This window comes from Microbacterium azadirachtae (genome assembly GCF_000956545.1).
GTDB classification, from domain to species: Bacteria; Actinomycetota; Actinomycetes; order Actinomycetales; family Microbacteriaceae; genus Microbacterium; species Microbacterium azadirachtae.
Window position 1 is genome coordinate 15,678 of the sequence record NZ_JYIT01000075.1, and the last position, 26,493, is coordinate 42,170.

The window sequence follows — 26,493 nt, forward strand, 5'->3', positions numbered from 1 at the left end:
CCGAACCACTCGTTCGCGTAGGGCACGGTCTAGAAATCGATTTCAGCATACATCGCCCAGAACGTCTCAACAAGTGCAAGACCGCGCATCGGAGAACTGCTAGGCGCACCGGAGGGCTCCGCGCCATCTGGTCTGTCAGCGAGGGAGTATCTCTCGAAACGCTTCGGCAAGCAGCTCGTGAGCTCGCGCCCAATCGAAGAAGCGATCAATGCCACTTGGAGTTGGAGGTGCCCCCAAGGCGAGTCCTTCGGCCAGCACCTTTGGTCTGATACTGCCCTCATACGTGCGCACCCAGTCGGTACCGAGCTCGTCTGCCCACTCCAGGAACTCACCCCGACGCGGCACCAGCACTGGCGTGCCAAACGACAGCGAGAGGGTTGCCGACCCAGACTTCGCCGACCGGGCTGCGGCGAGGACCGTGAGGTCCGATGCTACGACCCAGTCGACAAGCGTTTCCTCGCGCAGGAACTCCGGACGGAGGACTACTCGGCGATCCAGTTCGGCGCGACGGGCCAGTCGAGCGACGAGGTCTCCATCGCGCGACTCTCCAGCAAGAACGAGAACAGCATCTCGATCAGGAATACGGCTGAAAGCGTCGAGAAGCGCTTCCTGGCTTTTGTATGCTCGCATCATTCCCAGCGAGGAAACTACCCGCGCGTCGCTCGGTATGCCTAGGCGCGCGCGAACCATGGACTTCTCGGGGGGGCGATAGGAGATCAAGTCTCGATAGTGACCCATCTGGATGACTGCGGTGTTCGTTCTGCGCAGCATTGGGTACATCTCGATGAATTCATCGAGGGCGGACTGAGTACTCGCGACTGCGAGGTCGACCTCTTTGGAGAACGACTCTACGAAGCGATCGGTCATTCCGTGTCGATCGGTCTCATGCGGCATCAGGTTGTTTAGATGCCATACCACCTTAGTACCGCGCCACTTTGCCAGTCGGATTGCCGCGAGCACGCCGATGGCGCCCCTGGTAACCCGTTCGATCGACCCGTGCCGCCGGATCAGCCATTCAGGCATGTGCACATATAGGATGGAAGGTGCGTAGGTGATCTCGGCCAGACGCCGCATTGGCCTCACGAGGTAGTCGGGATCGCTTAGAAGCCCCTTACACCATGCGCGTATCTCCGGATTTCCACCGAACTCGTGGTTGAGTAAGGGCACAGTCACTGTGTGACGTCTGTCTGCGATGAAGGAATCCTCAGGCGCCTTGAAGCCAATGTGCCGCCTCGTGCTAGTCATGGCCAGAGAGACTAGCACGCACTATGCGGCGAGCCGCACCTTGTTCGATTTCTGACGTCGAAGAACTGGAACCCAAGCCTCGAAAGTAACAGTTCACGGCTTTGCTTCTTCCTTCCTTCTGCTACATAGATATTTGCCCCCGCCACCTAGCGAGAAGACTCGTCAGTCGCGACCCGAAATCGGCCGGGTCGACATCGCCTGCGATCGGACACGTCACCTTCAGCTGGTCAAAACCGGCTCGACGAATATAGTCCACAAATGCATATGTGTAGGGCACCGCGGGGCGGCGAATTACCTCCGCTACCTCGACATGTTGATTATTGATGGAACTGCCTGCAGAGTCGTCGAGGAAGTTTAGAATTAGGAATCTGTCGAGCCCGGCCAGGTCATTCTGCTCCGCTACAGCCGCCTGTACAGCTGCGAGACGAGTCACGTCGTATTCAGTGCGGCGATACCCTCGCAGTGCGCTTTCGTGCGCTCGAATGAGGAGCGATTTCGATGCCGCGGATGTTGCAGCATCGACCTCGATAAACGCGTTCAAATTGTGCGGCGCGAGGTAGAGCCCGCTGCCGGGTCTCGGTCGCGTGAATAGAGACCGAATCAATGACGATCCATGACCAGAAACGTCGCAGTCGACGGCGCCAATTGCGCCGATGACCACGGAAGCGGGAGAGATCCTCAGGTTGTTGGAGATAACCGACACACATTCGGCGAGAGCCGACGACTTTACTTCGTATTGGCGTCCGAAAGCCCAGCTCGGTTGCGCTGCCCAAGACAGACGACCTGCATGGCGATGAAGCAAGTGTTCAATATGCGCGAGATTTCGCTCACTTCGCCCTACCCACTCACTCGATCGCTCGAGCAGCGCGACATCGATCGGATGAACCGGGGCTTTCAGCGGCCTGGTGTCGAGGAGCGCTCGCAAGTCCTGTTTGAGGTCGTGCATGCCTGCACCGTCCGCGAACATGTGGCCAACGGTGATGATCGCCTCCGACCCTCCGCAGTCGAGCTCCCGGGCGCCAATCCGAATGGCGGGTCCCGACTGCGCGAATGGATCAGCTCTCGCTTCGCGGGCATGCCGTGCTTCGATCGAATCGAGCGACAGCGCCGCAGTTGTCTCGACGACCGCGGACGATGTCTCGCGCGCGACCTGAGTTGGGCGCTGATCGACGCTGAGGCTAAATGCTGGCGCGATCACGGGCGTTTCAAAGCTGGTCCGCAGGATTTCGTGGCGAGCAACAAGCTCGTTCGCTGCGCTCTCGATCGCCGAGATCGGCTTCGCCGTGGTCACACGACAATTCAGGGCCGTGGCGGTCTCTGGATACCCGGCCGCCAAGTAGTCGAAATACGCGGTCTGTCCGGAGGTGAGGCCCGCCGAGCGTGATACTCCCACGTGACTCCGTTCCTGAGGGTTGAAGCGCCGAGGGCTGTGGGGAACGCGCGCTTTCTGGCTCGACCAGCAGGTCGCGGTCGTCTGGACAGCATAGAGCGCGGTCTCGACTAAGTAGGGGAAATTGGGACAGGGCCTGCGTGGCCGCTGGGACTCGGGCTCGTGTTGGCTTCCACTTCCTCGCTCGGGGAAGGTGGCGCGTGTAGCGGAGCGGAGCGCGACACCTGACCCCTATCTCGCTGAGTTCAGATCGTTCTCTACCTCGCCTCCCGTTCCTGCGCTGAGTCCTCCGGCGTGATCGACGGTCGAATCCGGAAGAGCATAAAAGGTCAGACTTATGGACAGCGGCCAACCTGTGCTGCCTCTGCCGCGGGCACCACGGCCTGAAACACCCCGACCAGGACGACCGATGGCGCTAGACCGCGACCCCGCACCCCGGCGGCATCATCGAATGGACCAGCCCCGACGCCACACCTACACCGACACCCCATCGCCCCGCGTCCAGTTCACCTGAGCCGTCGCTCCGGCCGACCGCACGGTCGCCCTGCCCTCGCGTCGCAGTGCCGGGTTACGATCAAGACGCGGGCGCACCGCGGCGCCCGGTGAGAGGGACGCATGCACGCCACCAACACCGCCGACGTCGCCACAACCAGCACCGAGGAAGGGTCGTCGTCGCACGCCGGCTCGTCCGGCGCCATCGACGCCGCCGAGTTCGCCCGCCAGACCTCCGCCATCCTCGCCTCGATCACCGCGGTGATCGACGGCAAGGACGACGCCGTGCGCAGCGCTCTCGTCTGCCTCCTCGCCGAGGGGCATCTGCTCGTCGAGGACGTCCCTGGCGTCGGCAAGACCATGCTCGCCCGCGCCTTGGCCGCGAGCATCGACGCGACAGTGCGCCGGATCCAGTTCACGCCCGACCTGCTCCCCGGCGACGTCACGGGCGTGAGCGTCTACAACCCCGTCGCGCAGGAGTTCGAGTTCAAGCCCGGCGCCGTGTTCGCGCACATCGTGATCGCCGACGAGATCAACCGCTCCTCCCCCAAGACCCAGTCGGCGCTGCTGGAGGCCATGGAGGAGCATCAGGTCACTGTGGACGGGCACTCGCGGCCGCTGCCGGACCCGTTCCTCGTCGTCGCCACCCAGAACCCGCTCGAGATGGAGGGCACGTACGCGCTCCCCGAGGCGCAGCGCGACCGCTTCATGATGCGCATCTCGATGGGCTACCCCGATGCGGCCGCAGAGACCCTGATGCTCCGTCAGCGCGACACCGCGAACCCGCTCGACGCGATCCGGCCGGTGCTCGCGGCGACCGACGTGCGCGCCCTGATCACCTGGGCGCGGGCGGTGCACGTCGCCCCCGCACTCGAGGAGTACGCGGTGGCCCTGTCGCAGGCCACGCGCTCCGACCCGAATCTTCACCTCGGCGCGAGCCCGCGGGCGACCCTCCAGCTCGTCCGCGCGGCGAAGGTGCAGGCGGCGCTGGACGGCCGCGACTACGTCATCCCCGACGATCTCATCGCGCTGCTGCCGGAGGTCTTCGCGCACCGCCTCATCGCCGCTCGCGGCCTGCACCGAGCCGGCGCCCGCCCCATCGAGGCGGCGCTCGAGGGGATCGTGCGGCGCATCCCGGTCCCGGTGGGCCTGCCGAGGTGAGCCGGCGGGAGCGGCCGCGACACGCGGCGGATCCGCCCGGCCGCAGGATGACCGGGCGCGGGGTGAGCACGCTCCTCGCCGGGATCCTGCTCGCCATCGCCGCGAACGTGCTCGCCGCTCCCGTGCTGCTCTACGTCGCCGCGCTGCTGTTCGGCATGCTCGTGCTCGCCGCGCTGTTCGTGTTCGCACCGCGCCGGCGCATCCGAGTCGACCGCACCGTCGCGGCCGACCTGCTGACCGTCGGCGACGACACCACCGTCCGGATGCGCGTCGAGGTGCGCACCGTGATGCGGCCGCCCGCCGGCCTCTGGCGCGACGTCCTCCCGCCCGCCGTGCTCGGCTCCGCGACCGGGAGCTTCCCCGCCGCCGATGCCGAGGCCGTTCCCGGGGGCACCGCGATGACGATGGTCTATCCGATCTCGGGCGTGCGCCGCGGGCTGGCCTCTCTGGGCCCCCTGCAGCTGACCACGTCGGATCCGTTCGGTCTGTTCGCCCGCACAGACGAGCTCGGCGACGTCACCCCGATCACGATCGTCCCCGCCGTGCTGCCGCTGCCTCGGCTCGCCGACCGCACCGGACGCGCCGGAGGCACCGCGCAGACGTCCTCTCACCGCCTCGGGCAGGGAACCGACAACCTCTCCCCCCGCCGGTACGTGCCGGGCGACTCGATGCGCCGGATCCACTGGCGCGCCACCGCGCACCGCGGCGATCTCATGGTGCGGCAGGAGGAGCAGGAGTCCAGCCCCGACGCGCTGGTCGTCCTCGACCGCGCCGGAGCACGCTGGCAGAACGCGGACGGCGAGACCGACCTGAACGGCTTCGACCGTGCCGTGACGGCGTGCGCGTCGATCGCCGTGCACCTGGTGGATCAGGGCTTCGCCGTCGACGTGGTCGATGCGACCGGGGTGCTCATCGGCCGGCTGCGCGGCGCCGAGGACGAACGCGACGGTCTCCTGGTGAGCCTCGCGGGCACCTCGCCGCGCTCCGGCGAGCGCGACCACGGACTCCCGGCCGCGGCCGAGGGCCACACCGTCGGCCCGCTCGTCGTCATCACCGGCACGATCGACCCCGCCGACGCCGGATCCCTGCCCCACGGCGGCGCCGGATCCCCGATCCTGCTGGCGACCTCGACGACGGCCGACGCGCTGGCCGCCGCCGGGATGCAGGGCTGGGCGACGGCCGCCCTGGGCGACGACCCCGCCGACGCCTGGACCGACGCCGGCGCCGCCGAGCCCGGATCCGCCACCGTGGACGCCGGCGCCGCCCCCCTCGCCCGGTCCTCCGGGAGCCCCAGACGAACAGATGCCGCCGGCGCGGAGACGGAGTCGGCCCATGTCCGCTGAGTCCAGCGCCTACGCGGGACCCGCGCGGCGGCCGCTCGCCGAGGGCGGGCCCGTCGCCGCCGCCCTGCTCACGGCCCTGGGTCTGGTCGTGGGCGTGTGGCCCCTGTCGACCGTGGTGCAGCCGGGCAGCTGGAGCGCAGGCGCCACCGGCGTCGCCACCACCGTGATCCTGGCGGGGGCCGCGGTGCGGCTGCTCGCCCGCCGTGCACCGGCATGGGTCGCGATCCCGGCCGTTCCCGTCGTGCAGCTCATCGCCGGCGCGATCGCCCTGACCGTCTTCGCTGCGCGCCAGCTCGGCACGGCGTGGCTGCTGCCGACGCCCGAGGTGTGGCGCGCCGTCGACGCCCTCGTCTCGGCGGCGCTCGGCGAGATCCGCGGCGGCGTCGCCCCACTGGCCTCCACGCCGGCGCTGGCGGTGTCGATCGCTTTCGCCGCCGGGCTCATCGCCGTCGTCCTGGACCTGGTGCTGGTGCCGCTGCGCTCGCCGATCGTGGCCGCGGTCCTGGTCTCGCTGCTCGGTGCGGTGCCCGCGATCGTCGTGCACCACGGCGTGGACCCGGTGTGGTTCATCGGTCTCGCCATCGTGATCCTGCTGTTCCTGCGCGTGCGCTTCCGTCCCACCGGATCCTCCCGGGCGCCGGAGGAAGACGGCCCGGCGCGCGAAGGAGCCCGCACGGCCGCCGCGGCGCCGGCACCGACGCGTCGCCTCCCGGCCGTCATGATCGGCGCGCTCGCGATCGTCGCGGCGCTGGTCGTCGCACCGCTCCTGCCGGTGTCGGCGGCGGGAATCAGCACCGGCGGCGGCACCACCACCCTCAGCGCCACCCTCAACCTCGGCCAGGACCTGCGTCGCCCCTCCCCCGTCACGGCCCTCACCCTCATCACTCAGGACGGCACGCCCCCCTATCTGCGCATCGCCACGCTCAGCCGGTTCGACGGCTCGACCTGGCAGCCGGATCGTCCCGCCACCGTGCCGCTCTCGCAGGGCTTCGGCGAGGTGATCGCCCCCGACGGCGTCGCCGTGCATACGGGCAAGACCACGGTGCGCACCGCAGGGATCGCCGGATCCTGGCTCCCGGTGCCGTACCAGGCCACCGGCGTGCGCGGCGAGACCGGCACCTGGAACGCCGCCGCCGACAACCGGACGGTGGTCGCCGCCAACGCCGACGCAGCGGATCAGAACTACACGATCGACACGAAGACGCTCGTGCCCACGCTCGACCAGATCCGCGCCGCCAGCGCCTCCGGATCGGACGCGCCGGCGGAGCTGCGCGCGCTGCCGTCCGACCTTCCCGCCATCATCTCCGACGATGCGCGTCAGGTGATCGGCGGGGCGACCAACGACTACGACCGGCTGATCGCGCTGCAGACGTGGTTCCGGGCCGGGTTCCGCTACTCGCTGCAGACGCCCGTCGACGACCGCTTCGACGGCACGAACGTCGATGCCGTGGCGAAGTTCCTCACGGTGCGCGAAGGCTACTGCGTGCACTTCGCCGGAGCGTTCGCGCTCATGGCGCGCTCGCTGGGGATGCCGACACGCATCGTGGTCGGCTACCTTCCGGGCACGGCGACCGATCGCCGCTCCGACGACGGCAAGGTCGTCTTCGAGGTGTCCTCGGATCAGCTGCATTCGTGGCCGGAGGTGTACTTCTCCGGCATCGGCTGGATCCCGTTCGAGCCGACCGCGAGCCGGGGCGTGCCGACCGCGTTCGCGGCGGCGACCGGTTCGGGTTCCGGCAGCGACACCGCCGCGACGACGGGCCCGACGCCGGTGCCGACCTCGACGGGGGGCACGAAGGATCCGAAGAACCTCGACGTGCCCGAGGCTGGCGCCACGGGCTCCGCCACCCCGAACGGCCTTCTCACGGCACCGGTGCTCTGGACGATGGGCGGCGTGGTCGTCGTGCTGCTGATGCCCGCGGCCCTGCGTCGCCTGCAGATCGTGAGACGCCGCTCCGCCGCGCGCCGCGGGGACGCCGCGGCCGCGTGGACGGAGCTGCGCGCCGCGCTGCAGGATCTGGGGCTGCCGGCGCCGCCCGCGGAGTCGCCGCGACGCCGCGGCGAGCGGCTGGTGCGGGAACGCGGCGTGGATCCTGCCGCCATGGAGGCGCTGGTGCGGGCGATCGAGAGAACGAGTTACGCGCCGCCCGGATCGTCGGCGGACGCCGGCGACCTCCGCGCACCGCTCGACGCGATCCGCCGCGCGCTCCGACGGCAGGTGTCCCGCCGAGACAGGATCGCCGCCGCGCTCATCCCGCGGTCGCTTCTCGGCGCCCGCCTGCTCGCGGCCTCCGCCTCCTGATCCGGCGACCTCGTCGCGCCCGCCGGATCCGCGTCACTCGCCCGTCGCCGCCGTCGGCGACACGCCCTCCCGCGCGGATCCGGGACGCGCCGGCTCGGCGTCGCCGCGGCGCCGATGCCACCAGCGCAGCACGTGGTCGATGCCGAATCCCAGGATCACGGCGAACACCACCGCGATCCCCACGCCCAGCAGCGGGTTGTCGTGCACCCACTGCCCGGCGAGGAGGCCGATGCCGAGGGCGTACGCCACCCAGGTGAGGCACGCGAACAGGTCGAACAGGAAGAACCGCCGATGCGGATAGCCCGTCTGCCCCGCCATGTAGTTCACGGCGACCCGGCCCCACGGGATGTACCGCGCGGTGAAGATGAGGGCGGCTCCCCGCTTGTCGAGCTCGTATCGTGCCCACTCGAACATCTTGTGCACGCGCGGGCGACGCATCCACGCCCACCGCTCAGTCCCGATCGTGCTCCCCAGCAGGTACGCCATGTTGTCGCCCGCGACCGCCCCGACCAGCGCGACGATCCCCAGCACCAGGAGGTTCGGCTCCCCGTTGTGCAGGGACAGGGCCGCGAGCGCCACGAGCGCCGTCTCGCTGGGGAGGATGGTCGCGAAGCCGTCGATGAAGAAGAACACCAGCAGCACGGGAAACAGCCAGAGCTGTCCGGCGGCGTGCAGCAGCCAGGCGTTCAGCAGGTCCATGCGCACCACGCTACGGCGCGGCCCGGGCGCCGTCGTCATCCCCTGGAGTGATGTTCCGAACTGTTCACCCCGACCGCGGTAGGGCGCCCTTCCGCCGGATCACGCCGCGTCGGCGTGCTCCTGGCAGGGCACGGCGACGCACTCCGCGCAGACGACCGCCTGGTGGCGGCACGACGGATCGGGGCAGTTGGCCGTGCGGTTCGTGGCCGTTCCGCACCCGGCGCAGACGCCGATGACGGCGGCGTGATCGGAGAAGTCCACGGATCCGCGTCCGTCGAACACGTACAGCGATCCGTCCCAGAGCCCGTCATCGCCGAAGCGCTCGCCGTAGCGGACGATGCCGCCCTCCAGCTGGTACACCTCGCCGAACCCGCGGGCCGTCATCAGGCTCGAAAGCACCTCGCAGCGGATCCCGCCCGTGCAGTACGTGACGACCGGACGTCCCTTGAGGTCGTCGTACGCACCCGAGTCGAGAAGGCCGACGAAGTCCCGCGTGGTCTCCACATCGGGCACGATCGCGCCGCGGAACCGGCCGATCTGCGCCTCCAGGGCGTTGCGCCCGTCGAAGAACACGACCTCGTCGCCGCGCTCGGCCACCAGGTCGTGCAGGGCATCCGGGGTGAGCCTGGCGCCTCCGCCGACCACTCCCTGCTCGTCGACGCGCAGCTCGTCCGGGGCGCCGAACGAGACGATCTCGTCACGCACCTTGACGCTCAGCTTCGGGAAGTCGGCGCTGCGTCCCTCGGCGTCGACCGCGGTGCCCTCGCTCCACTTCACGTCGGCGCCCCGGAACGGCGCGTACGCGCGGAACGAGCGCAGCCACTTCTTCACCGCGGGGAGGTCGCCGCCGAGGGTTCCGTTGATGCCGTGCGCGGAGATCAGGATCCGGCCGCGCAGGTTCAGCGCCTCGCACAGGTCGCGCTGCCAGAGCCGGATCGCCTCGGGGTCCGGGAGTGGCGCGAAGGCGTAGAACAGCACGATCTTCGGGGTGGGCACCAGGAGATTCTAGGCGTGCGATCCGCCCGCGCCCGCCCGGGTCCGCCCCGGATGCGCCCGGCCCGCCCGGATCAGTCCACGAGGTCGAGGGCCGTGCGGACGATGCTGTCGACGTCGATGCCGTGGTAGCGGTAGACGTCCTCCAGGTCGCCGGCCTGCCCGAAGCGGCTGACCCCCAGGTGCCGCGCGGGCACCCCGCGCACGCCGGCGAGGAAGGCGAGGGCGTGCGGGTGCCCGTCCAGCACGGTCACCAGCGGCACGGCCCGATCCGCCGGCAGGAGCTGCTCGAGGATCCAGCTCTCCCCGTCGCCGTCGCCGTCGCGGGCACGCAGAGCCTCGAAGAGCAGGCCGGGGCTCGTCACGCACACCACGTCGGCCGCGCATCCCAGCGCCTCGAGACGGTCCGCCGCGGCGCAGGCCTCGGGGATCATCGCGCCCATGGCGGCGATCGCCACCCGCGGCGCATCGGCCGAGCGCAGCCGGAATCCGCCGGCGACGACCTGGCGCCGCCGGCGCTCCCGGGCCGCCGGGTCGGACGGGATCGCGGCGAGCGCCTGATCGACGGGCTTGGTGGACAGGCGCAGATAGGCCGACTTCCCGCCCGGGCGCCCCATCTGCGCCATGGCCGCGAGAAGCGTCCACTCCACGTCCTGCACGAACGCCGGCTCGTAGCTCGTGCAGCCCGGCTGCTCCAGGCCGATCGACGGCGTCTTGATGGACTGATGCGCACCGCCCTCGCCGGCGAGGCTCACGCCCGACGGCGTGCCCACGAGGATCGACTGCCCGCCCGCGTAGATCCCGTACGACCACGGCTCCAGGGCGCGCTCCACGAACGGGTCGTACAGCACGCCGATCGGATACAGCGGCTGACCCCAGCGACTCCAGGTCGCGCCCAGCTCGCCGAGGAGGCTGACGAGGTTCACCTCCGCGATGCCGAGCTCGATGTGCTGTCCGCTCGGACGCTCGCGCCAGTGCATGATCGTCTCGCCGTCGTCGTCGAACCAGTCCGGCCGGTCGTCGGTCGACCACACCCCGACCTTGTTGAGCCACCCGGCGAGGTTGGTGCTGGAACTGACGTCCGGGCTCGCTGTCACCACGCGCCGCGCGACCTCGGGGGCGGATCGGGTGAGGTCGAGCAGCACGCGCCCGAGGGCGGCCTGGGTGGTGCCCGTGCCGGCCGGCGTGCGGCCGAAGTCGACCGGAACCGGATGCGCGGCGGCCGCCGGGACCTCGGGGCGGCGGAGACGCTCGGCGGTCTGCGCGCACAGCACGCCCTCCGCGGTGTCGGCGGCGAAGCGCCGCCAGGGCGCGGCCGGGTCCTCGCCCAGTCGCTCGGCGAGCTCGGCGTACTGGTCCCGCGTCAGCAGCGAGGAGTGGTTCTGCGGGTGCCCCTCGGTGGGCAGCCCGTTGCCCTTGATCGTGTACGCGATGATCACCGTCGGCCGGGTGTCGTCGATCCGGGCGAACGCCGCGCGCAGCGCTTCCAGATCGTGGCCGCCGAGGTTGCGGATCGCCGCGCGCAGGTCGGCGTCGTCGATGCCCTCCAGCAGGGCGCGGATCGCGGCCGCATCCGGCCCCGCACCGGGCAGGCGACGACGCAGCTCGTCGACGGGGCAGCGCAGCAGCCTCTGGTACTCCGGGTTCGGCATGTCCAGGATCCGGCCTCGCAGAGCTTCACCGCCCTCCCGGGAGAACAGCTCCTCCAGGCGGCGTCCGAACGCGACGGTGATCACCTGCCAGCCGACGGCGGCGAACATGCGCTCGAGCTTGCCTGCCGCGATGTCCGGCACGACCCGGTCCAGGGACTGCCGGTTGAGGTCGACGATCCACACGATCTCGCCGAGGTCGTGCACGTGCGGATCCAGCAGCGCCTCCCACACCGCTCCCTCGTCGAGCTCCGCATCGCCCACCAGCGAGTACTGACGCCCCCTCGGCGACTCCCCCGACAGCGAGGAGGCGTAGCGGCGGGCGATCGCACCCCAGATCGGCGCCGTGGCTCCGATCCCGACCGATCCGGTCGAGTAGTCGACGACGTCCGCATCCTTGGTGCGACTCGGGTAGCTCTGCACGCCGCCGAACTGGCGGAGCGACGTCATGTGGTGATCCTCGAGGCCGCCCAGGAGGTAGTTGATCGCGTGCAGCACGGGCGAGGCGTGCGGCTTGACCGAGACGCGATCCTCGGGGCGCAGCTGCTCGAACCACAGCGCGGTCATGATGGTCGCGATCGATGCGCTGGAGGCCTGATGTCCGCCGACCTTGAGGCCGGAGGGGTTGGGGCGCACGCGGTTCGCATGGTGCACCATCGAGGTGGCCAGCCACAGCACCCGCCGTTCGATGCGGGTCAGGGCGGAGAGCCGGTCGTCGGTCGACACGGCGGCGGGCGCAGGCGCGGTGAGCGGGGTCATCGGATTCCTCCTCGGACGGGCGCGCGGCGTCCTCGCCGCGGCCTCGATGCCGGCCCTCGTGGGGTGTCGCGCCGGCGCGCGCGTCGCGAACCGGAACGAAGCATCTGTGCAGAAGCAGATTGTCGCCCTATTGCACCAGCGCCACACCACCCTGACAATAGATTGATCTGATGTTGATCAGATCACTCAAAACAGCCTCTCCCCGAAGATCGGACGTGATCAGGATGAGCCCTCGCGCCGCGGACCGCACGGACACCGCCCTCCTGCGCCAGTTGATCCGCTCCCCCGCCGCCACGATCGTCGCCCTCGCCGAGGCGACCGGCCTCGCCCGCAACACGGTGCGGTCGCGCCTGGACCGCTACGAACGCGAGGGCGTGCTGCGCTCGCTCGAGCGCCGGGTCGATCCGGCCTTCCTCGGCTATCCGCTCGGCGCCTACATCGTCACGCGGGTCACCCAGCGAAAGCTCGACAGCGTGGGCGCAGAGCTGGCCGGCATCCCGGAGGTCATCGAGGTGCTCGGGCTCTCCGGCGTCACCGACCTGCTGATCCGGGTCGCCGCCCGCGACACCGACGACCTGTACCGCATCGCAGGACGGATCCTCGACGTCGACGGGGTCAAGCGCACCAGCACCGGCCTCGTCATGCGCGAGATGGTCCCCTACCGCGTGGCCCAGCTGCTCTGAGCCGTCCGACGATCCGCCCCGACGTCGTGGTCAGCTCTCGCGCGAGGGCTCGGAGCGACGGCGGGCCCAGGCCCCCGCGGATTCGCTCGACAGCGCGAGCAGCGCCAGGCACTGCAGAGACGCCGCGAGCAGCGTGCCGTTGAAGCCGAGTGCGGCCCGCCCGTCGATGTAGTCGATCGCGGTCGAGAGCACCCCGATCGCCAGCAGCACCATGAGCACGGCCCTCGAGCGGCGACCCCGCCGCAGCACCGCCCACGCCATCAGCAGCTGCGCGAGCGAGACCAGCACGCCGAAGCCGATCACCACGAGCAGCACGACGGCCTGATCCGTGGGCCCGTCGGCCAGGATCCGGCGGATGTCCGCATCGGTCGCTGCGCCGATCAGCAGCCCGCCCAGATCCAGCAGCGCCCCCAGCACCACGACCCCCACGGCGAAGAACGTCGACAGCGGTGCGCGCCGGATCGAGCGCTGGGCGGTGACGCGCAGCGGCTCGCCGCGCCCGGGCCTTCGTCGCTGCGCCGTGGCATCGCCGGATGCGGGCGGCGGATCCGTCGCGGGAATCGGATCCGTCGCGCGGGGGACGACCACCGCTGTCACGTCGAGGATCGGCAGATGGCCGTCGGTGATGAAGCGGTCGCCGCCGCCGTTGCGCGAGTGATAGCCGGTGGTGAAGTCGCGCAGGTCGCGCACCCGCACCGCGGGGTCGGCCTCGCGGGCGCTCTGCACCACGAAGTCGCGCTCGATGTCGGTGTTCTCGTCGATGCGGTGGGTCACCTGCAGGGTGAACAGGCTGAGCCCCACGTCGGTGTCGTAGGTTCCCGCGCCCAGCCAGTCGGTCTGGGCGCCGCCGGGCAGCAGCCACCCGGGCGGGCAGTGCCAGAACCGCACGTGGTGGCGCTGCTTCGGATTGCCCGCGACCTCCTGCTGATAGGCCACGTCGTGACGGCGCCCGAACAGCATCAGGGGAGAGACCGGCGCGGTCGGGTAGCTCCGCCGCGTCAGCGTCGAGACGATGATCCCCCACGTCGACATCGCGGTGATCTCGTCCGCGCGGTGCCAGCCCGCACGCGTCATGACGGCGTCGAGCTGCTCGGCCGTGCCGTCGACGCCGAGGTTCACCGGATCCCCGAGCAGGCCGTCGGCGGTGCGGGTGCGCCCGAAGAAGTAGTCGGGCACGTAGAGGTCCGAGAGCATGCGGTGCAGACGCGGCAGCACGAGGTACGCCATGATCGCCCACACCGGCACGAACAGCAGCACCGACCAGGCGTACCGGAACGTCTGCAGCGAGATGATCACCGCGAGCCAGACCGCCGAGGCCGTGCCGACGAGGAAGGCGATCCGGTCGAACACCGTGGACGACGGCAGCGGTTGCTGCATCTGCAGCGCCCAGCGGCGTCTCGACGGGTGCTGCCCGTCGGCGTGCGCGGGATCGGTGCCGGTCACGGGGGCTCTCCTTCTCGGTCGTCCTCATCCTGGCACGGCCGACGGGCTCACCGCCCTGACCCGGCGCACCTGGTCGGGATCACGCCGCGGGATCGGATAGACTGATCAGGTTGTCCTCCTGGTGACGTGTCCGAGCGGCCGAAGGAGCACGCTTGGAAAGCGTGTGTTGTGCAAGCAACCGCGGGTTCGAATCCCGCCGTCACCGCCAGATCGAAGGCCCCGACTCCCGCAGAAGCCGCGGGGAGATCGGGGCCTTCGTCACGTCCCTGCCGGACCGGTCGGCCGGCAGGCACCGTGGCCGGCGTCTCACTCGGCGAGCGCCTCCGCGACCTGGGAGAGGTGGCGGGCCAGCATCTCCCGCGCCGCCTCCGCCGAGCCCGACGCGATCGCTTCGACGATGCGCGCGTGCTCCTCGTCCGATGACGACTGCCGGGCCTTGGTGATGTTGAGGAACTCGGACTGGGGATCCAGCGCCTGCCGCAGCGAGTCGACCATGGCGGCGAGCACGGGGTTGCCACTGGCCTCCGCGATCAGGCGATGGAACTCACCGTCCAGGCGCACCCATGCCCGCAGGTCCGCCGCCTGACGCATCCGGTCCAGCAGGGAGCGCATCCGCTCGAGCTGCTCGGGCGTGCGGCGCTCGGCGGCGTAGCCCGCGGCGGGGATCTCGATGTGCGGCCGCGCCTCGATCAGGTCGACCGCGGAGTAGCCGCCGAACATGAGTTGAGAGCGGGGCTTCTTCGCACGGATGTACGTGCCGCTGCCCGTCAGCGTCTCGGTCAGGCCGAGCGTCGCGCAGGCGCCGAGCGCCTCGCGCAGGATCGCCCGGCTCACGCCGAATCTCCGGGCCAGTTCGACTTCCCCGGGAAGACGGTCGCCGATCGCCACGCCGTCGCTCGCGATGAGGGCCTGCAGGGCCTGGAACGTCGCCTCCGCCGCGCTCACGCGCTTAATCGGGGTGACGGGAACAGCGTCCTCGAGCACGATCTCCCCCGGTCTTCTGGAAGCCCCAGCATACCGACGCCCTCTCAGGCCTCGATGCGCCGATGTTGCACGCCCCTCCCCCTCGCCATAAGCTGTCCGACAGCCAGACAGAAACCATCGACGATGCAGGAAGGCATTGGGGTGACGCAGAACAACGAGGTTCGGGTCGAGAACGAGCGGCAGGAGGTCGTCGCGGACGTCGGCGACCAGGGATATCGCAAGGCGCTCAAGCGCCGGCACATGAACATGATCGCCATCGGCGGCTCGATCGGAACGGGGCTGTTCCTCGGAGCGAGCGGCCGCATGGAGATCGCGGGACCGTCGCTCGCCGTCGTCTACATCGTCTGCGGCCTCTTCGCCTTCATCGTCGTCAGGGCGCTCGGAGAGCTGGTGATGTACCGGCCGTCGTCGGGCGCGTTCGTCTCGTACGCCCGTGAGTTCATGGGCGAGAAGGGCGCCTTCACGGTCGGGTGGCTGTTCTTCCTCGACTGGGGCACCACGGTCATCGCCGACATCACCGCGATCGCCCTCTACACCCACTTCTGGTCGTTCTTCACGCCGATCCCCCAGTGGGTCATCGCCCTCGTGGCGCTCATCATCGTCATGGCGATGAACGTCACGTCCGCGGTGCTGTTCGGGGAGCTGGAGTACTGGTTCGCGCTGATCAAGGTGGGCGCGATCGTGCTGTTCGGGATCCTCGGCATCTCCCTCATCGTCACGCAGACGCCCATCGACGGGCATCGTCCCGGCCTCGCCATGATCACCGAGAACGGGGGCTTCTTCCCGATGGGGATCGGCGCCATGTTCGTCATCGCCCTCGGCGTGGTCTTCGCCTACGGCGGCACCGAGATGGTCGGCGTCGCCGCGGGCGAGGCCAAGGATGCGCGCGCCGTCGTCCCCCGCGCGGTCAACTCGATCATGTGGCGCATCATGCTCTTCTACGCCGGCTCGGTCGTGCTGTTCACGCTCCTGATGCCGTGGAACGCGTACAAGGCGAACGAGAGCCCTTTCGTGACGGTGATGAGCGCCATCGGCGTCCCGCACGCCGGCGACATCATGAACCTCGTCGTGCTCACCGCCGCCATGTCGAGCCTGAACGCCGGGCTGTACTCCACGGGTCGCACGCTCCGCTCGCTCGCGATGGCGGGTACCGGCCCGAAGTTCGCCCGGCGGATGAACAAGGCCGGAGTGCCGTACGGCGGGATCCTGATCACCACCGGCCTCGGCGTGATCGGCGTCTTCCTGAACATGGTCGTCCCCGGCCAGGTGTTCGAGATCGTGCTCAACCTCGCCGGCCTCGGGATCGTCGGCGTCTGGGCGTCGATCATCGTCTGCCACTGGCTGTTCGTCCGCAGGATGAAGGCGGAGGGGCGCGAGCGCCCGTCGTTCCGGCTGCCCTGGGCGCCCGTCACCAACGGCATCACCCTGGGGTTCCTCGCCCTGGTCGTGCTCCTGATGGCGCTCGACCAGGGCGTGGGCCGCATCACGCTCATCGCCTTCGGCGCCGTGATCGTGCTGCTCGTGGTCGGCTGGTACGCGGTCCGGGGCCGGGTCGACGCACAGGCGCTCACCGCCGCGATCGACCTGAGAGGACGCGAGGACGATGCAGGGACGAGGGGAGCAGCGGATGCGGATGGCTGAGTCGCGACGGACGGATCCGGCATCGCCCGCGGTCGATCGGCCGAGATCCTCGGGTCCGCTCGCGGTCCTGTACACGGGCGGCACCTTCGGCATGGTCCCCTCTGCCCAGGGCCTGATCCCGAACCCGCACCTGCGCGAGGAGGTCGAGGGGCTCATGGCGGACGCCCGGGGAGCCGACGGCGGCCCGCTCGCATGGGTCTACTCGGCGACCGCGTCCGCGGTGGACAGCGCCGAGATGGACGATGAGGCCCTCGGCAGGCTCGCGGACCAGCTCCGGGAGATCATCGCCCGGCACGATCCGCGCGGGGTCGTCGTGATCCACGGCAGCGACACCCTCGCCTACAGCGCCGCGTTCGCCGCCTTCGCGCTCGCCGACCTTCCGACGCCGATCGTGTTCACGGGCGCGCAGCGTCCGCTCGGCGCCGAGGGCTCCGACGCGGTCGACAACCTCTCACTGGCGGTGGCCGCTGCGGATCGCGACGCTCCGCACGGAGTGCACATCGCCTTCGGCGGATCCCTCCTTCCGGCGGTGCGCGCGACCAAGCGATCGACCCAGAGCCTGCGCGCGTTCGCGGCGCCGCGGAGCCTCGCAGAGTCCCCGACCGGAGTCGATCGACGCCTCGCCGCTGCGCTGCGAGAGGCGGCGGGCACCCCCTCCCCCAGAACCGGGCTGGTCAAGGTCTCGCCCGGGCTCAGCGCGGCGCAGCTCGTCGCCGCATTGGAGGAGTGCCCCACCGGGATCGTGCTGGAATGCTACGGATCCGGCACCGCGCCGGCGGTGAGCGGAGGCCTCCTCGGCCCGATCCGCACGGCGACCGCACGCGGCACCGTCGTGCTCGCCGTGACGCAGTGCGAGCACGGTCCCGTGGTGCTGGACCGCTACGCGGTGGGGTCCGCTCTGGCCGATGCCGGAGCGATCGGCGGCGGCGACATGACGAGCGAGGCCGCGCTGGGCAAGCTCGGTGCGCTGGTGCGCGCCGGCGTCGTCGGCGACGAGCTCGGGGAGCTCCTCGCGCTGAACCTGATCGGCGAACGGCGCGGATGAGACGCCCCGTGGCGGGGCGCCGGCGATGCGCAGCTTCTCCGCCACGAGGGAGCAGACGCGGCGTGCGGTGGACGGGATGTCGGGGGATCTCCCGCCCGCCGCACGCCGCCACGGCTCCCGCCGGTGCGGATCTTCGGCGCGGGCTCAGCGGAGCGATGCCGCCGGGATCGTGATGCCGTAGGTGGTGCTGCCGTCGCCCGAGGCGAGCTGCGTGAAACCGAGCCGCTCGTAGAACGCACCGGCCGGGGCGTTGGCGGCGTTCATGCTGAGGTGCAGCGCCGGCACGCCGCGACGCGCGAGCTCGGCGAGGAGGGTGTCGATCAGACGGCGTCCGAGCCCCTGCCCCTGGGTCTCCGGCAGCAGGTCGATATGCAGATGCGCGGGGTACTCCCGCACGATCGGGTCGTCGCCCGGCGCCTGCCGGTCGCCGTATGCGATGAAGCGGTCCTGCGCGGTCGGCTCCGACGCTCCCGAACGGCGGTAGCGGTCCTGGCGGGAGGGCCACCACTCGTCTTGGAACCAGGCGGCGAAGGCGTCGGTGTCGTCGGTGGCGACCACGTAGCCGATGACCCGGCCGTCGTCGGATTCCACCACCCAGCACAGGCCGGGGTCGCGCCGCGCGTACGGCACCGCGAACAGATCGCCCCAGAGGGCGTCGTCCTCGAGCATGCCGGTGGCGTCGGCGCCGACGTCCGCGGTCTTCACGCAGACGTCGTACAGCCCGTCGATGTCGTCGGAGCGGAACGGTCGGATGCGTGCCACGGAATGCCCTTCGATCGATGCGCCGGCCCTCCGCACGGGTTCGGGGCCTGCCGCCCCCTCAGCCTAGCGAGGCGGATCCGCGCTCCGATCGTCGGCCTCGGCGAGGGCACGGGGCGGACGGATCCAGCGCCACAGCGCCGCGGCCACGAGGAAGGCCGCTCCGGCGCCGATCAGCGCACCGCCCACCGTGTCGCTGAACCAGTGAACGCTGAGCACCGTGCGCGAGAAACCCATCGCGACCGTCCACAGGGCGCCGCCGATCGCGACCCACAGCATCGGGAACAGGAACCAGAGCACCACGGCGAGGGCGGCGGCGTTCGCGGTGTGACCGGAGGGAAAGGACCCGAAGTCCGAGGCGATCAGCAGGTCCTGGGGACGATCGCGGCCCAGGGCCCTCTTGACGAGCTGCACGAGACCTGCGCTGAAGACGAAGGCCACGAGCGCGAAGACGGCCCCACGCCAGCCGCGACCGATCCAGGCGAGCACCGCGATCAGGAGCGGGACGAGGATGGTCGCGACCCAGCCGCCGCCGAGCACGTTCATCACCAGCGCCCAGCCCGTCAGCACCGGATTGCGCCACTCGACCATCTCGAGGTTCCAGGCGTCGTCGAGCGAGACGATGAGGCTCGGCGAGGTCGCCAGCACGATGGCGGTGACCAGGGTCGCCGCGACCCCGGCGAGACCAAGGACGAGAGCCACCCGACGAGTCATCCGCCCATTCTCCCCCACCTCCCCCCGGCAGACGCGACGCCGCCCCCGCTCCGTCTATTTGCGTCAAACCGTGGGTTCCGGTGCCGAAACGGCACCGTTTGACGCAAATAGACGGAAGCGGGGGCGGCGGGGGCTCAGCCCTTCGTGGCGCCGGCCAGCAGGCCGCGCACGAAGAAGCGCTGCAGCGCGAAGAAGACGATCAGCGGAACGATGATCGAGATGAACGTTCCGGCCGACTGCAGGTACCACTGGTTGCCCCAGGTGCCGGACAGCGAGTTCAGCGTCTGGGTCAGTGGCAGGGAGGATTCCGGCGCGAAGATGGTCGCCACGAGCAGATCGTTCCAGACCCAGAGGAACTGGAAGATCGCGAACGACGCGATGGCCGGCATCGCGAGCGGCAGGATGATCCGGAAGAAGATCTGTCCGTGGCCCGCGCCGTCCACCCGAGCAGCCTCGACGACCTCACCGGGGATCTCCGCGATGAAGTTGTGCAGCATGAAGATCGCCAGCGGCATCGCGAAGATCGCGTGCGCGATCCACACCGTCGCGAAGCTGTGGTCGACATCCCGCAGGGTGAAGCCCGGGAAGATCTGCGTCCCGAACAGCGTGAGCCCCCGCGAGAACAGCGACAGCAACGGCACCAGGGCCATCTGGATCGGCACGATCTGCAGCGCGAACACGAACACGAACACGAGGTTCTTGCCCTTGAAGTTCATCCACGCGAAGCCGTAGGCGGCGAGCGAGGCGATGAAGATCGGGATCACCGTGGCCGGGATCGTGATCGCGAGCGAGTTCACGAACGAGGCGCCGAGCGTGAGGGCGGTGCCCCCCGAGGTCAGCGCGTCGGCGTAGTTGCTCAGCGTGAACGACGGGTCGACGAAGACCGTCCACCAGCCGGTGCTGTTCGAGTCCGCACCGGGACGGAACGATGTGACGAACAGGCCGAGGGTGGGGATCGTCCAGAAGATCGCGATGATCACCGCCGCGATCGTGGCCCCCCGCGACGTGAGCCGCTTCTGCGCGGTCGCCTCGTTGCGGCGGGTGTCGCGCTCCACCTGGCGCTTGCTGCGATTGTCGGTGACGATCGCCTGTGTCGCACTCATCAGCGGATCTCCCTCTGCTTGGCCATCTGCCGGGCGTTGTAGATGATCAGCGGCAGCACGAACAGGAACAGCACCACGGCCAGGGCCGACGAGTGACCGTAGCTCTGGAACCGCTGCTGCTGGTTGACCATCTCGAAGCCGAGCACGGTGCTGTTCGCCCGGCCGCCGGTCATCACCGCGACGATGTCGTAGACCTTGAGCGAGGCGATCGTGATCGTGGTCAGCACCACGATGAGCGACGAGCGGATGCCCGGCACCGTGACGTTTCGGAACCTCTCCCAGGCGTTCGCGCCGTCCAGCGACGCGGCCTCGATCTGCTCGGTCGGGACCGCCTTGATGGCCGCCGACAGGATCACCATCGCGAAGCCGGTCTGCGTCCAGATGAACACGATCAGCAGGCAGATGGTGTTGACGAGCGGGGTGGTGTCCAGCCAGGAGACGGGCTTGCCTCCGAACAGGGTGACGATCGCGTTGAGCAGACCGATCTGCGCGCCCTGCCGGAAGTCGTAGATGAACTTCCAGATGATGCCGGCGCCGACGAACGAGATCGCGACCGGCATGAAGACGAACACCTTGAGGATCTTCTCGCCGCGCGCCCGGTCGATGAACACGGCGTACGCGAGTCCGAAGATCGTCGACACGATCGGGGCGATGAGCGCCCAGATCAGCGTGTTGATGACGGACCAGAAGCCCTCCGGGTTCGTGAACACCCACTGGTAGTTCTCGAGCGCGACGAAGTCCTTGCCGGTCTTGTCGAAGAACGACTGGATGATCGTGCTCACGGCCGGGTAGATGAGTCCCACGATGAGCAGAAGCGTGGCGGGCGCCATGAACAGCGTGAGCTGGAACAGGTAGCCGGATCCCTCACGCGCGCGGTAGTCCGCGAAGAACAGCAGCCCGCCGGCGACCAGCGCGATGATCATGACGTAGACGACGGCGTTCTGGTAGGGCCGCAGCATCATGAACGCCAGGACCGGGATGGCGAAGCACGCCACCAGGCGCAGCCAGAAGTAGCCCTTCCCATGCCGCGGCGCGTACTCGATGAGCACCAGCAGCACTCCGGCGACGACGGCGAACACGAGGAGCACCAGAGGGATCTGGAGCAGCGGGTTCAGCTGGCCGATCCAGGTGAAGAAGCTGTTGAGCGAGAAGCCGAGCGACGTCGGCTTCGGGTTGTCCGCCGGACCACCGGCGAGGAGGGCGAAGAAGACCCCGATGATCACGACGGCGCCGACGATGTAGGCGCCGACCGTGACGGATCGGGAAGCGGTCGTGCGGCCGGAGCTCACGGATTCGGTCTTGCGACTGGATCGCGTGGTCTCGGTCGCTGTGGTTTGCGACATGTGGACCCCTTATGACGGTTCGACGGTGAACACTTTCAGGACCTTCCCGAGACGACTGCGGGGCCGCCCGCGCTGGCGGACGACCCCGCAGTCTCTCAGGTGGTACTCAGACTAGTTCTTGTAACCGGCCTGGATATCGCTCAGCACCTGATCGGTCGGCTTTCCGTCGATCCAGCTGACCATGCCCTTCCAGAACGATCCGGAGCCGACGGTGGCCGGCATCAGGTCGCTCGCGTCGAAACGCAGCGTGGTCTTGGGATCCTGCAGCGTCTTCATCGCGTCCTGCAGGAACTGGCTGGAGGCGAGCGAGGCGTCCGCGTTCTTGTTGGCGGAGATCACGCCGCCGAGCTTGACGCGGGCGTTCGCGAACTCCGGCGAGGACATGAACTCCAGGACCTTCTTGGTCGCGGCGCTGTCGGTGAAGCCGGCGACGAACTCGCCGCCGCCCTCGATGGTGTTCTCACCCTCCTTGAGGCCGGGGAGCACGAACGCGTACACGTCGCCGTCGGGGGCGACCTTCGGCGCGGCGCCCGCCTTGGTCTTCACGTCGAGGAAGTTCGACGAGAGGAACGAGGCCTGGTGCGTCATGAGGCAGGTGCCGTCGGCCACCTTGGCCGCGACGTCCGCGAAGGCGGTCGAGTTGATGCTCTTCACGTCGCCGAAGCCCGCGTTGACGTACTTCGGGTCGAGCAGGATCGTGCCCACGGCGTCGAAGGCCTGCTTGATCTGAGGGTCGGTGAACTTCACGTCGCCCGCGACCCACTTGTCGTAGACGTCGGTGCCGCTCTGGCGCAGGACGAGGTCCTCGATCCAGTCGGTGCCCGGCCAGCCGGAGGCGTCACCCGAGGCGAAGCCCGCGCACCACGGAGCGGCGCCGGTCTTCTCCTGGAGCGTCTTGGTGAGCGTCAGCAGGTCGTCCCAGGTCTTCGGCACCTCGACGCCGAGCTCCTTGAACTTCGCCGGCGAGTACCAGACGTAGCCCTTGACGTTCGCGAGCATCGGCGCGGCGTAGAACTTGCCGTCGATGGTGCCGTACGTCTTCCAGTCCTTCGACCAGTTCTTGTCGACGTTGGCCGAGACCTCCGAGGGGGCCTCCTTGACCTGGCCCGTGCCGACGAGGCTCTTCAGCAGACCCGGCTGCGGCACGATCGCGATGTCCGGGGCGCTGCCGCCGGACACCTTCGTGACGATGTTGCCCTCGAAGCCCTTGTCGCCCGTGTAGACGACCTTGATGCCGGTGTCCTTCGTGAACTGATCGAAGGACTTGTTCAGCAGGTCGGCCTCGGATCCCGTGATACCGCCGGAGATCTTGACGGTCTCACCCTTGCCGGACGAATCCCCGCCGCCCGACGAGCCGCCTTCGGCGCAACCCGCGAGAGCGAGACCGGACACCGCGATCAGCGCCAGGGGCGCGATCAGGCGACGTCGCTGAGACATTCCCATACGTTTTCTCCTTCGAATTCGCGGGGGCCATTTCCCCAACGCTGGGGGCTCCTCTCAGGAACCGCTTCCAGGCGACACTAGTGACCCTCCCGGTCTTTGCGCAACGTGCATCGGATCACAACTGGATAACCGGCGTCATCGCGCCCCCGGGATCCATGGGAGCGCTTTCAAGGAACCGGTTCCATAGCGTCTGAGATATCGCTATGGTGAGGGAATCCGTTTCGAGGAGGATTCGCCGTGACCGGGATCATCGACGTCGCACTGCGCGCGGGCGTGGCGAAATCGACGGCCAGTCGCGCCCTCAGCGGGAACGGCTACGTCTCCGCCGAGACCCGGGAGCGCGTCGAGCGCGCAGCCAGGGAGCTCGCCTACTCCGCGCACTCCAGCGCCTCCAGTCTCGCGACCGGACGCACCTCGACGATCGGCGTCATCATGCCGGTGGCCGACCGCTGGTACTTCGCCGAGCTGCTCGCGGGGCTGCAGCAGGCGCTCATCGCCGACGGCCTCGACCTCGCGCTCTACGGCGCCGCCGAGGGCAGCGCCGAGCGTGCCAGGATGCTGGACCATGCGCTCGCGGGGCGCCGGTTCGACGGCATCATCGCGGTCTGCCTGCAGCCCGGCGCGCATGAGCTGGAGCGTCTGACGGGCATCGGGCTCCCGCTCGTGTCGGTCGGCCCTTTCGCCGAAGGCGCCGACACCGTCACGATCGACGACGTGGCCGCCGCGCGGGTCGCGACGGAGCACCTGATCGACCTCGGCCACGAGGACATCGCGTTCCTCGGCGACGCGCTGGACGGCGACCGCTTCAGCTACGGCGAGCGCAAGCGCCTGGACGGCTACCGCCAGGCCATGACCGCGGCCGGACTCGAGCACCGGATCCGCGCCGTGCGCACGCCGTCCACGATCCCGGAGGCCTTCGCCACGGCGGCCGCACTGCTCGCCGACCGCCGGCACCGCCCGACCGCGATCGCCGCCGTGTGCGACGAGGCGGCGGTCGGAGCCATCATCGCGGCGCAGCGTCTCGGGATCGGAGTGCCCAGCGACCTGAGCGTGACCGGCGTCGACGACCACCGCTACGCCGAGATGTTCAGCCTCACCACGATCCGTCAGAGCCCGCGCGAGCAGGGCATCGAGGCGGTGCGCCTGCTGCGTGCCCGCATGCAGGACGCCGACGCGCCCCTGAGGCACGTGATCTCGCCCGCGACGCTCGTGGCCCGTCAGTCCACGGCCGCCCCGCGCCTCGACACCGCCCGGTGACGCACGAAGGCCCCGGGCGGACCCGGGGCCTTCGCAGACGCTCTTGAGCGCAGGCGAGGCGCTGCTGCGCCTCGAGGGAACGAGATTACTTGAGGGTAACCGTCGCGCCAGCCTCCTCCAGGGAAGCCTTGGCCTTCTCGGCGGCCTCCTTGTTGGCGCCCTCCAGGACGGCCTTGGGGGCACCGTCGACGACGGCCTTGGCCTCGCCGAGGCCGAGCGAGGTGAGCTCGCGGACGACCTTGATGACCTGGATCTTCTTGTCGCCGGCGGCCTCGAGGATGACGTCGAACGAGTCCTTCTCCTCCTCGGCCTCAGCGGCACCCGCGCCACCCGCGGCGCCGGCGACGGCGACGGGAGCAGCAGCGGTGACGTCGAACTTCTCCTCGAACGCCTTCACGAACTCGCTGAGCTCGACAAGGGTCAGACCAGCGAACTGGTCGAGCAGCTCCTCGGTGGTGAGCTTCGCCATGATGTATCTCCTAGATAGATGGGGTTTGTGGGGTGAAGACCTTGGAGGCTCAGGCGGCCTCGGCGGTCTCCAGCTTCTCGCGAAGAGCGTCGATGGTGGCCGCAGCCTTGCCCATCGTCGCCTTCATCATGCCCGCAGCCTTCGCCAGCAGAACCTCACGGCTCTCCAGGGAGGCGTACTTGTTGACCTCGTCGGCACTCAGGGCGTTGCCCTCGAAGATGCCGCCCTTGATCACGAGAAGCGGGTTGGCCTTGGCGAAGTCACGCAGAGCCTTGGCGGTGGCGACGAAGTCACCGTGCACGAACGCAACGGCCGACGGACCCTTGAGGTCGTCGTCCAGCGCCGTGATCCCCGCGTTGTTCGCGGCGATCTTGGTCAGCGTGTTCTTCACCACGGCGTAGTTCGCGTCCTGACGGATGCTGTTGCGCAGCTGCTTGAGCTGGGCAACCGTCAGACCGCGGTACTCGGTCAGCAGAACGGCGTTCGAGTCCTCGAAATTCTTCGTGAGCTCGGCGACCGATGCATCCTTCTGCGCCATGGTCACTCCTTGATGAGTACGGGATGCTCCACGGCGGTGGAGCACCGGCCTCGACCGCTGCGCTCTGCAGGCAAACAAAAACGCTCCGGCGCAAGCGCACGGAGCGGGATCCAAGATCTGGAGGACGTTCGTGTCACCTGCGCGGGCCTCTGCTGAGTGGATCCGGGGATCCGGCAGTGCTTCGATCGTCTCGCACTCGCGTGCACGACGATGACCAGCGGTCTTCGGTTGATCCAAGACTACGGCATCCTCCGCGCTCCCCCAAATCGGGGCGGCCGCGGCGGACGGCGACCGCGGTGCATCGGCGTGCCCGGCGCGGAGGCGTCGGCGGGCGGAGGTAGCCTCGATGGGTGACCCCGGAACTCGAAGCGCGCATCGTGGCCGACTCGCGCGACCGGGTCGCCTGGCTGCGCGCGCGAGCCCGAGGCATCACCGCGACCGACGTCGCCGGGCTCACCAGCGAGGTCTCCATCGCCCGCGCCGCCGACGCCAAGCTCGGCGCAGGCCCGCGGTTCGCCGGCAACGCCTACACCGACCACGGCCGCCGGCGCGAGCCCGAGATCGCGGCCTGGGTCGCCGCGACGCACGGCATCATGCCGTCCTCCGCGCTGTTCCGCGCCGAGGTGGAGGCGCGGCACCTGGCCACGCCCGACGGCATCCTGCAGGATCCGGGCGGACGCATCCTGCTGGCCGAGATCAAGACGACCAACAAGTCGTGGCGGCAGATCCCCCGCACCTACCTGCGCCAGGTGTGGTGGCAGCAGCATGTGCTCGGCGCGGAGCGCACGCTCTTCGTCTGGGAGGAGCACGACGACTTCCGTCCCGTGCACGACGAGCCGCACTGCGTCTGGATCGACCGCGACGAGCGCGAGATCGAGACCCTGGTCGGGCTCGCGACGCGACTGATCGACGAGCTCTACCACCGCACGACGGGTCGCACTCCCCCGTCGCGCACGCCGTCGGCGCCCGAGAGCCGGCGCGACGCGCTGCGCGAGCGGGACATGTTCCGGGCCCTCGCGCTCGCGGAGTGAGCGCGCC

The 26,493-nt window shown here is 69.5% G+C and carries 22 protein-coding genes and 1 tRNA gene; 9 read left to right on the plus strand and 14 right to left on the minus strand.

Annotated elements, in window-relative coordinates:
- Window positions 1-135 precede the first annotated feature (135 nt).
- On the minus strand, window positions 136-1,167 hold the full coding sequence (locus RL72_RS19830; RefSeq protein WP_156156759.1) for a glycosyltransferase: 1,032 nt from the start codon (window positions 1,165-1,167) through the stop codon (window positions 136-138).
- A 199-nt stretch (window positions 1,168-1,366) separates the two neighbouring features.
- A complete protein-coding gene (locus RL72_RS19835; protein WP_156156760.1) occupies window positions 1,367-2,536 on the minus strand; it encodes a hypothetical protein in 1,170 nt (389 codons plus the stop codon).
- A 714-nt stretch (window positions 2,537-3,250) separates the two neighbouring features.
- Between RL72_RS19835 and RL72_RS09195 the strand changes: the two genes are divergently transcribed.
- The 3 genes from RL72_RS09195 to RL72_RS09205 all read left to right on the plus strand — a co-directional run bounded on the left by RL72_RS09195 (window position 3,251) and on the right by RL72_RS09205 (window position 7,933).
- The gene (locus tag RL72_RS09195; RefSeq protein ID WP_082072296.1) at window positions 3,251-4,288 is read left to right on the plus strand and encodes an AAA family ATPase; all 1,038 of its coding nucleotides are present in this window, start codon (window positions 3,251-3,253) and stop codon (window positions 4,286-4,288) included.
- Window positions 4,289-4,350: 62 nt separating this feature from the next.
- Window positions 4,351-5,631 (plus strand): DUF58 domain-containing protein, encoded by a 1,281-nt coding sequence (locus RL72_RS09200; RefSeq protein WP_248700433.1) that lies wholly within the window; start codon window positions 4,351-4,353, stop codon window positions 5,629-5,631.
- On the plus strand, window positions 5,621-7,933 hold the full coding sequence (locus RL72_RS09205; protein WP_045250538.1) for a transglutaminase TgpA family protein: 2,313 nt from the start codon (window positions 5,621-5,623) through the stop codon (window positions 7,931-7,933). The genes RL72_RS09200 and RL72_RS09205 overlap by 11 nt, the downstream gene beginning before the upstream one ends.
- A 33-nt stretch (window positions 7,934-7,966) precedes the next feature.
- Here the strand turns inward: RL72_RS09205 and RL72_RS09210 are convergent, their stop codons facing one another.
- The 3 genes from RL72_RS09210 to RL72_RS09220 form a co-directional block, all read right to left on the minus strand.
- Window positions 7,967-8,632, minus strand: coding sequence for a DedA family protein (locus tag RL72_RS09210; RefSeq protein ID WP_045250591.1), 666 nt, complete (start codon window positions 8,630-8,632; stop codon window positions 7,967-7,969).
- 99 nt (window positions 8,633-8,731) lie between these two features.
- Window positions 8,732-9,628 (minus strand): oxygen-dependent tRNA uridine(34) hydroxylase TrhO, encoded by an 897-nt coding sequence (gene trhO / locus RL72_RS09215; RefSeq protein WP_045250539.1) that lies wholly within the window; start codon window positions 9,626-9,628, stop codon window positions 8,732-8,734.
- Between the two features lie 71 nt (window positions 9,629-9,699).
- The gene (locus tag RL72_RS09220; protein ID WP_045250540.1) at window positions 9,700-12,033 is read right to left on the minus strand and encodes a transketolase-like TK C-terminal-containing protein; all 2,334 of its coding nucleotides are present in this window, start codon (window positions 12,031-12,033) and stop codon (window positions 9,700-9,702) included.
- 224 nt (window positions 12,034-12,257) lie between these two features.
- Between RL72_RS09220 and RL72_RS09230 the strand changes: the two genes are divergently transcribed.
- The gene (locus RL72_RS09230) at window positions 12,258-12,716 is read left to right on the plus strand and encodes an Lrp/AsnC family transcriptional regulator (RefSeq protein WP_045250592.1); all 459 of its coding nucleotides are present in this window, start codon (window positions 12,258-12,260) and stop codon (window positions 12,714-12,716) included.
- 30 nt (window positions 12,717-12,746) lie between these two features.
- On the opposite strand, the gene RL72_RS09235 is transcribed toward RL72_RS09230, so the two are convergent.
- The gene (locus RL72_RS09235) at window positions 12,747-14,159 is read right to left on the minus strand and encodes an LssY C-terminal domain-containing protein (protein ID WP_248700434.1); all 1,413 of its coding nucleotides are present in this window, start codon (window positions 14,157-14,159) and stop codon (window positions 12,747-12,749) included.
- Between the two features lie 120 nt (window positions 14,160-14,279).
- Here RL72_RS09235 and RL72_RS09240 point away from each other — a divergent pair.
- A tRNA-Ser gene (locus RL72_RS09240) sits at window positions 14,280-14,367 on the plus strand.
- A gap of 98 nt (window positions 14,368-14,465) precedes the next feature.
- On the opposite strand, the gene RL72_RS09245 is transcribed toward RL72_RS09240, so the two are convergent.
- Window positions 14,466-15,104, minus strand: a complete 639-nt coding sequence (locus tag RL72_RS09245; RefSeq protein WP_082072298.1) for a FadR/GntR family transcriptional regulator — start codon at window positions 15,102-15,104, stop codon at window positions 14,466-14,468.
- 180 nt (window positions 15,105-15,284) lie between these two features.
- On the opposite strand from RL72_RS09245, the gene RL72_RS09250 reads away from it, so the two are divergent.
- Window positions 15,285-16,784: an amino acid permease gene (locus RL72_RS09250; RefSeq protein WP_248700435.1), complete on the plus strand. Its 1,500-nt coding sequence runs from the start codon at window positions 15,285-15,287 to the stop codon at window positions 16,782-16,784.
- A complete protein-coding gene (locus RL72_RS09255) occupies window positions 16,777-17,829 on the plus strand; it encodes an asparaginase domain-containing protein (RefSeq protein ID WP_045250543.1) in 1,053 nt (350 codons plus the stop codon). Before RL72_RS09250 ends, RL72_RS09255 begins: the two co-directional genes overlap by 8 nt.
- A 144-nt stretch (window positions 17,830-17,973) precedes the next feature.
- On the opposite strand, the gene RL72_RS09260 is transcribed toward RL72_RS09255, so the two are convergent.
- The 5 genes from RL72_RS09260 to RL72_RS09280 all read right to left on the minus strand — a co-directional run bounded on the left by RL72_RS09260 (window position 17,974) and on the right by RL72_RS09280 (window position 23,191).
- On the minus strand, window positions 17,974-18,591 hold the full coding sequence (locus tag RL72_RS09260) for a GNAT family N-acetyltransferase (protein ID WP_045250544.1): 618 nt from the start codon (window positions 18,589-18,591) through the stop codon (window positions 17,974-17,976).
- Between the two features lie 63 nt (window positions 18,592-18,654).
- Window positions 18,655-19,302 carry a phosphatase PAP2 family protein gene (locus tag RL72_RS09265; protein WP_045250545.1) on the minus strand — a complete coding sequence of 216 codons (648 nt, stop codon included), beginning with the start codon at window positions 19,300-19,302 and terminating at the stop codon, window positions 18,655-18,657.
- Window positions 19,303-19,436: 134 nt separating this feature from the next.
- Window positions 19,437-20,405 carry a carbohydrate ABC transporter permease gene (locus RL72_RS09270; RefSeq protein WP_045250546.1) on the minus strand — a complete coding sequence of 323 codons (969 nt, stop codon included), beginning with the start codon at window positions 20,403-20,405 and terminating at the stop codon, window positions 19,437-19,439.
- On the minus strand, window positions 20,405-21,748 hold the full coding sequence (locus RL72_RS09275) for a carbohydrate ABC transporter permease (protein ID WP_082072300.1): 1,344 nt from the start codon (window positions 21,746-21,748) through the stop codon (window positions 20,405-20,407). The genes RL72_RS09270 and RL72_RS09275 overlap by 1 nt, the downstream gene beginning before the upstream one ends.
- A gap of 111 nt (window positions 21,749-21,859) precedes the next feature.
- Window positions 21,860-23,191 carry an ABC transporter substrate-binding protein gene (locus RL72_RS09280; protein ID WP_045250547.1) on the minus strand — a complete coding sequence of 444 codons (1,332 nt, stop codon included), beginning with the start codon at window positions 23,189-23,191 and terminating at the stop codon, window positions 21,860-21,862.
- A 237-nt stretch (window positions 23,192-23,428) separates the two neighbouring features.
- On the opposite strand from RL72_RS09280, the gene RL72_RS09285 reads away from it, so the two are divergent.
- Window positions 23,429-24,448: a LacI family DNA-binding transcriptional regulator gene (locus tag RL72_RS09285; RefSeq protein WP_045250548.1), complete on the plus strand. Its 1,020-nt coding sequence runs from the start codon at window positions 23,429-23,431 to the stop codon at window positions 24,446-24,448.
- 85 nt (window positions 24,449-24,533) lie between these two features.
- On the opposite strand, the gene rplL is transcribed toward RL72_RS09285, so the two are convergent.
- Both rplL and rplJ read right to left on the minus strand, forming a co-directional pair.
- Window positions 24,534-24,917 (minus strand): 50S ribosomal protein L7/L12, encoded by a 384-nt coding sequence (gene rplL / locus RL72_RS09290; protein WP_045250549.1) that lies wholly within the window; start codon window positions 24,915-24,917, stop codon window positions 24,534-24,536.
- 49 nt (window positions 24,918-24,966) lie between these two features.
- On the minus strand, window positions 24,967-25,455 hold the full coding sequence (gene rplJ / locus RL72_RS09295; RefSeq protein WP_045250550.1) for a 50S ribosomal protein L10: 489 nt from the start codon (window positions 25,453-25,455) through the stop codon (window positions 24,967-24,969).
- Window positions 25,456-25,805: 350 nt separating this feature from the next.
- On the opposite strand from rplJ, the gene RL72_RS09300 reads away from it, so the two are divergent.
- Window positions 25,806-26,486, plus strand: coding sequence for a YqaJ viral recombinase family protein (locus tag RL72_RS09300; protein WP_045250551.1), 681 nt, complete (start codon window positions 25,806-25,808; stop codon window positions 26,484-26,486).
- The last annotated feature ends 7 nt before the right edge of the window (window positions 26,487-26,493 follow it).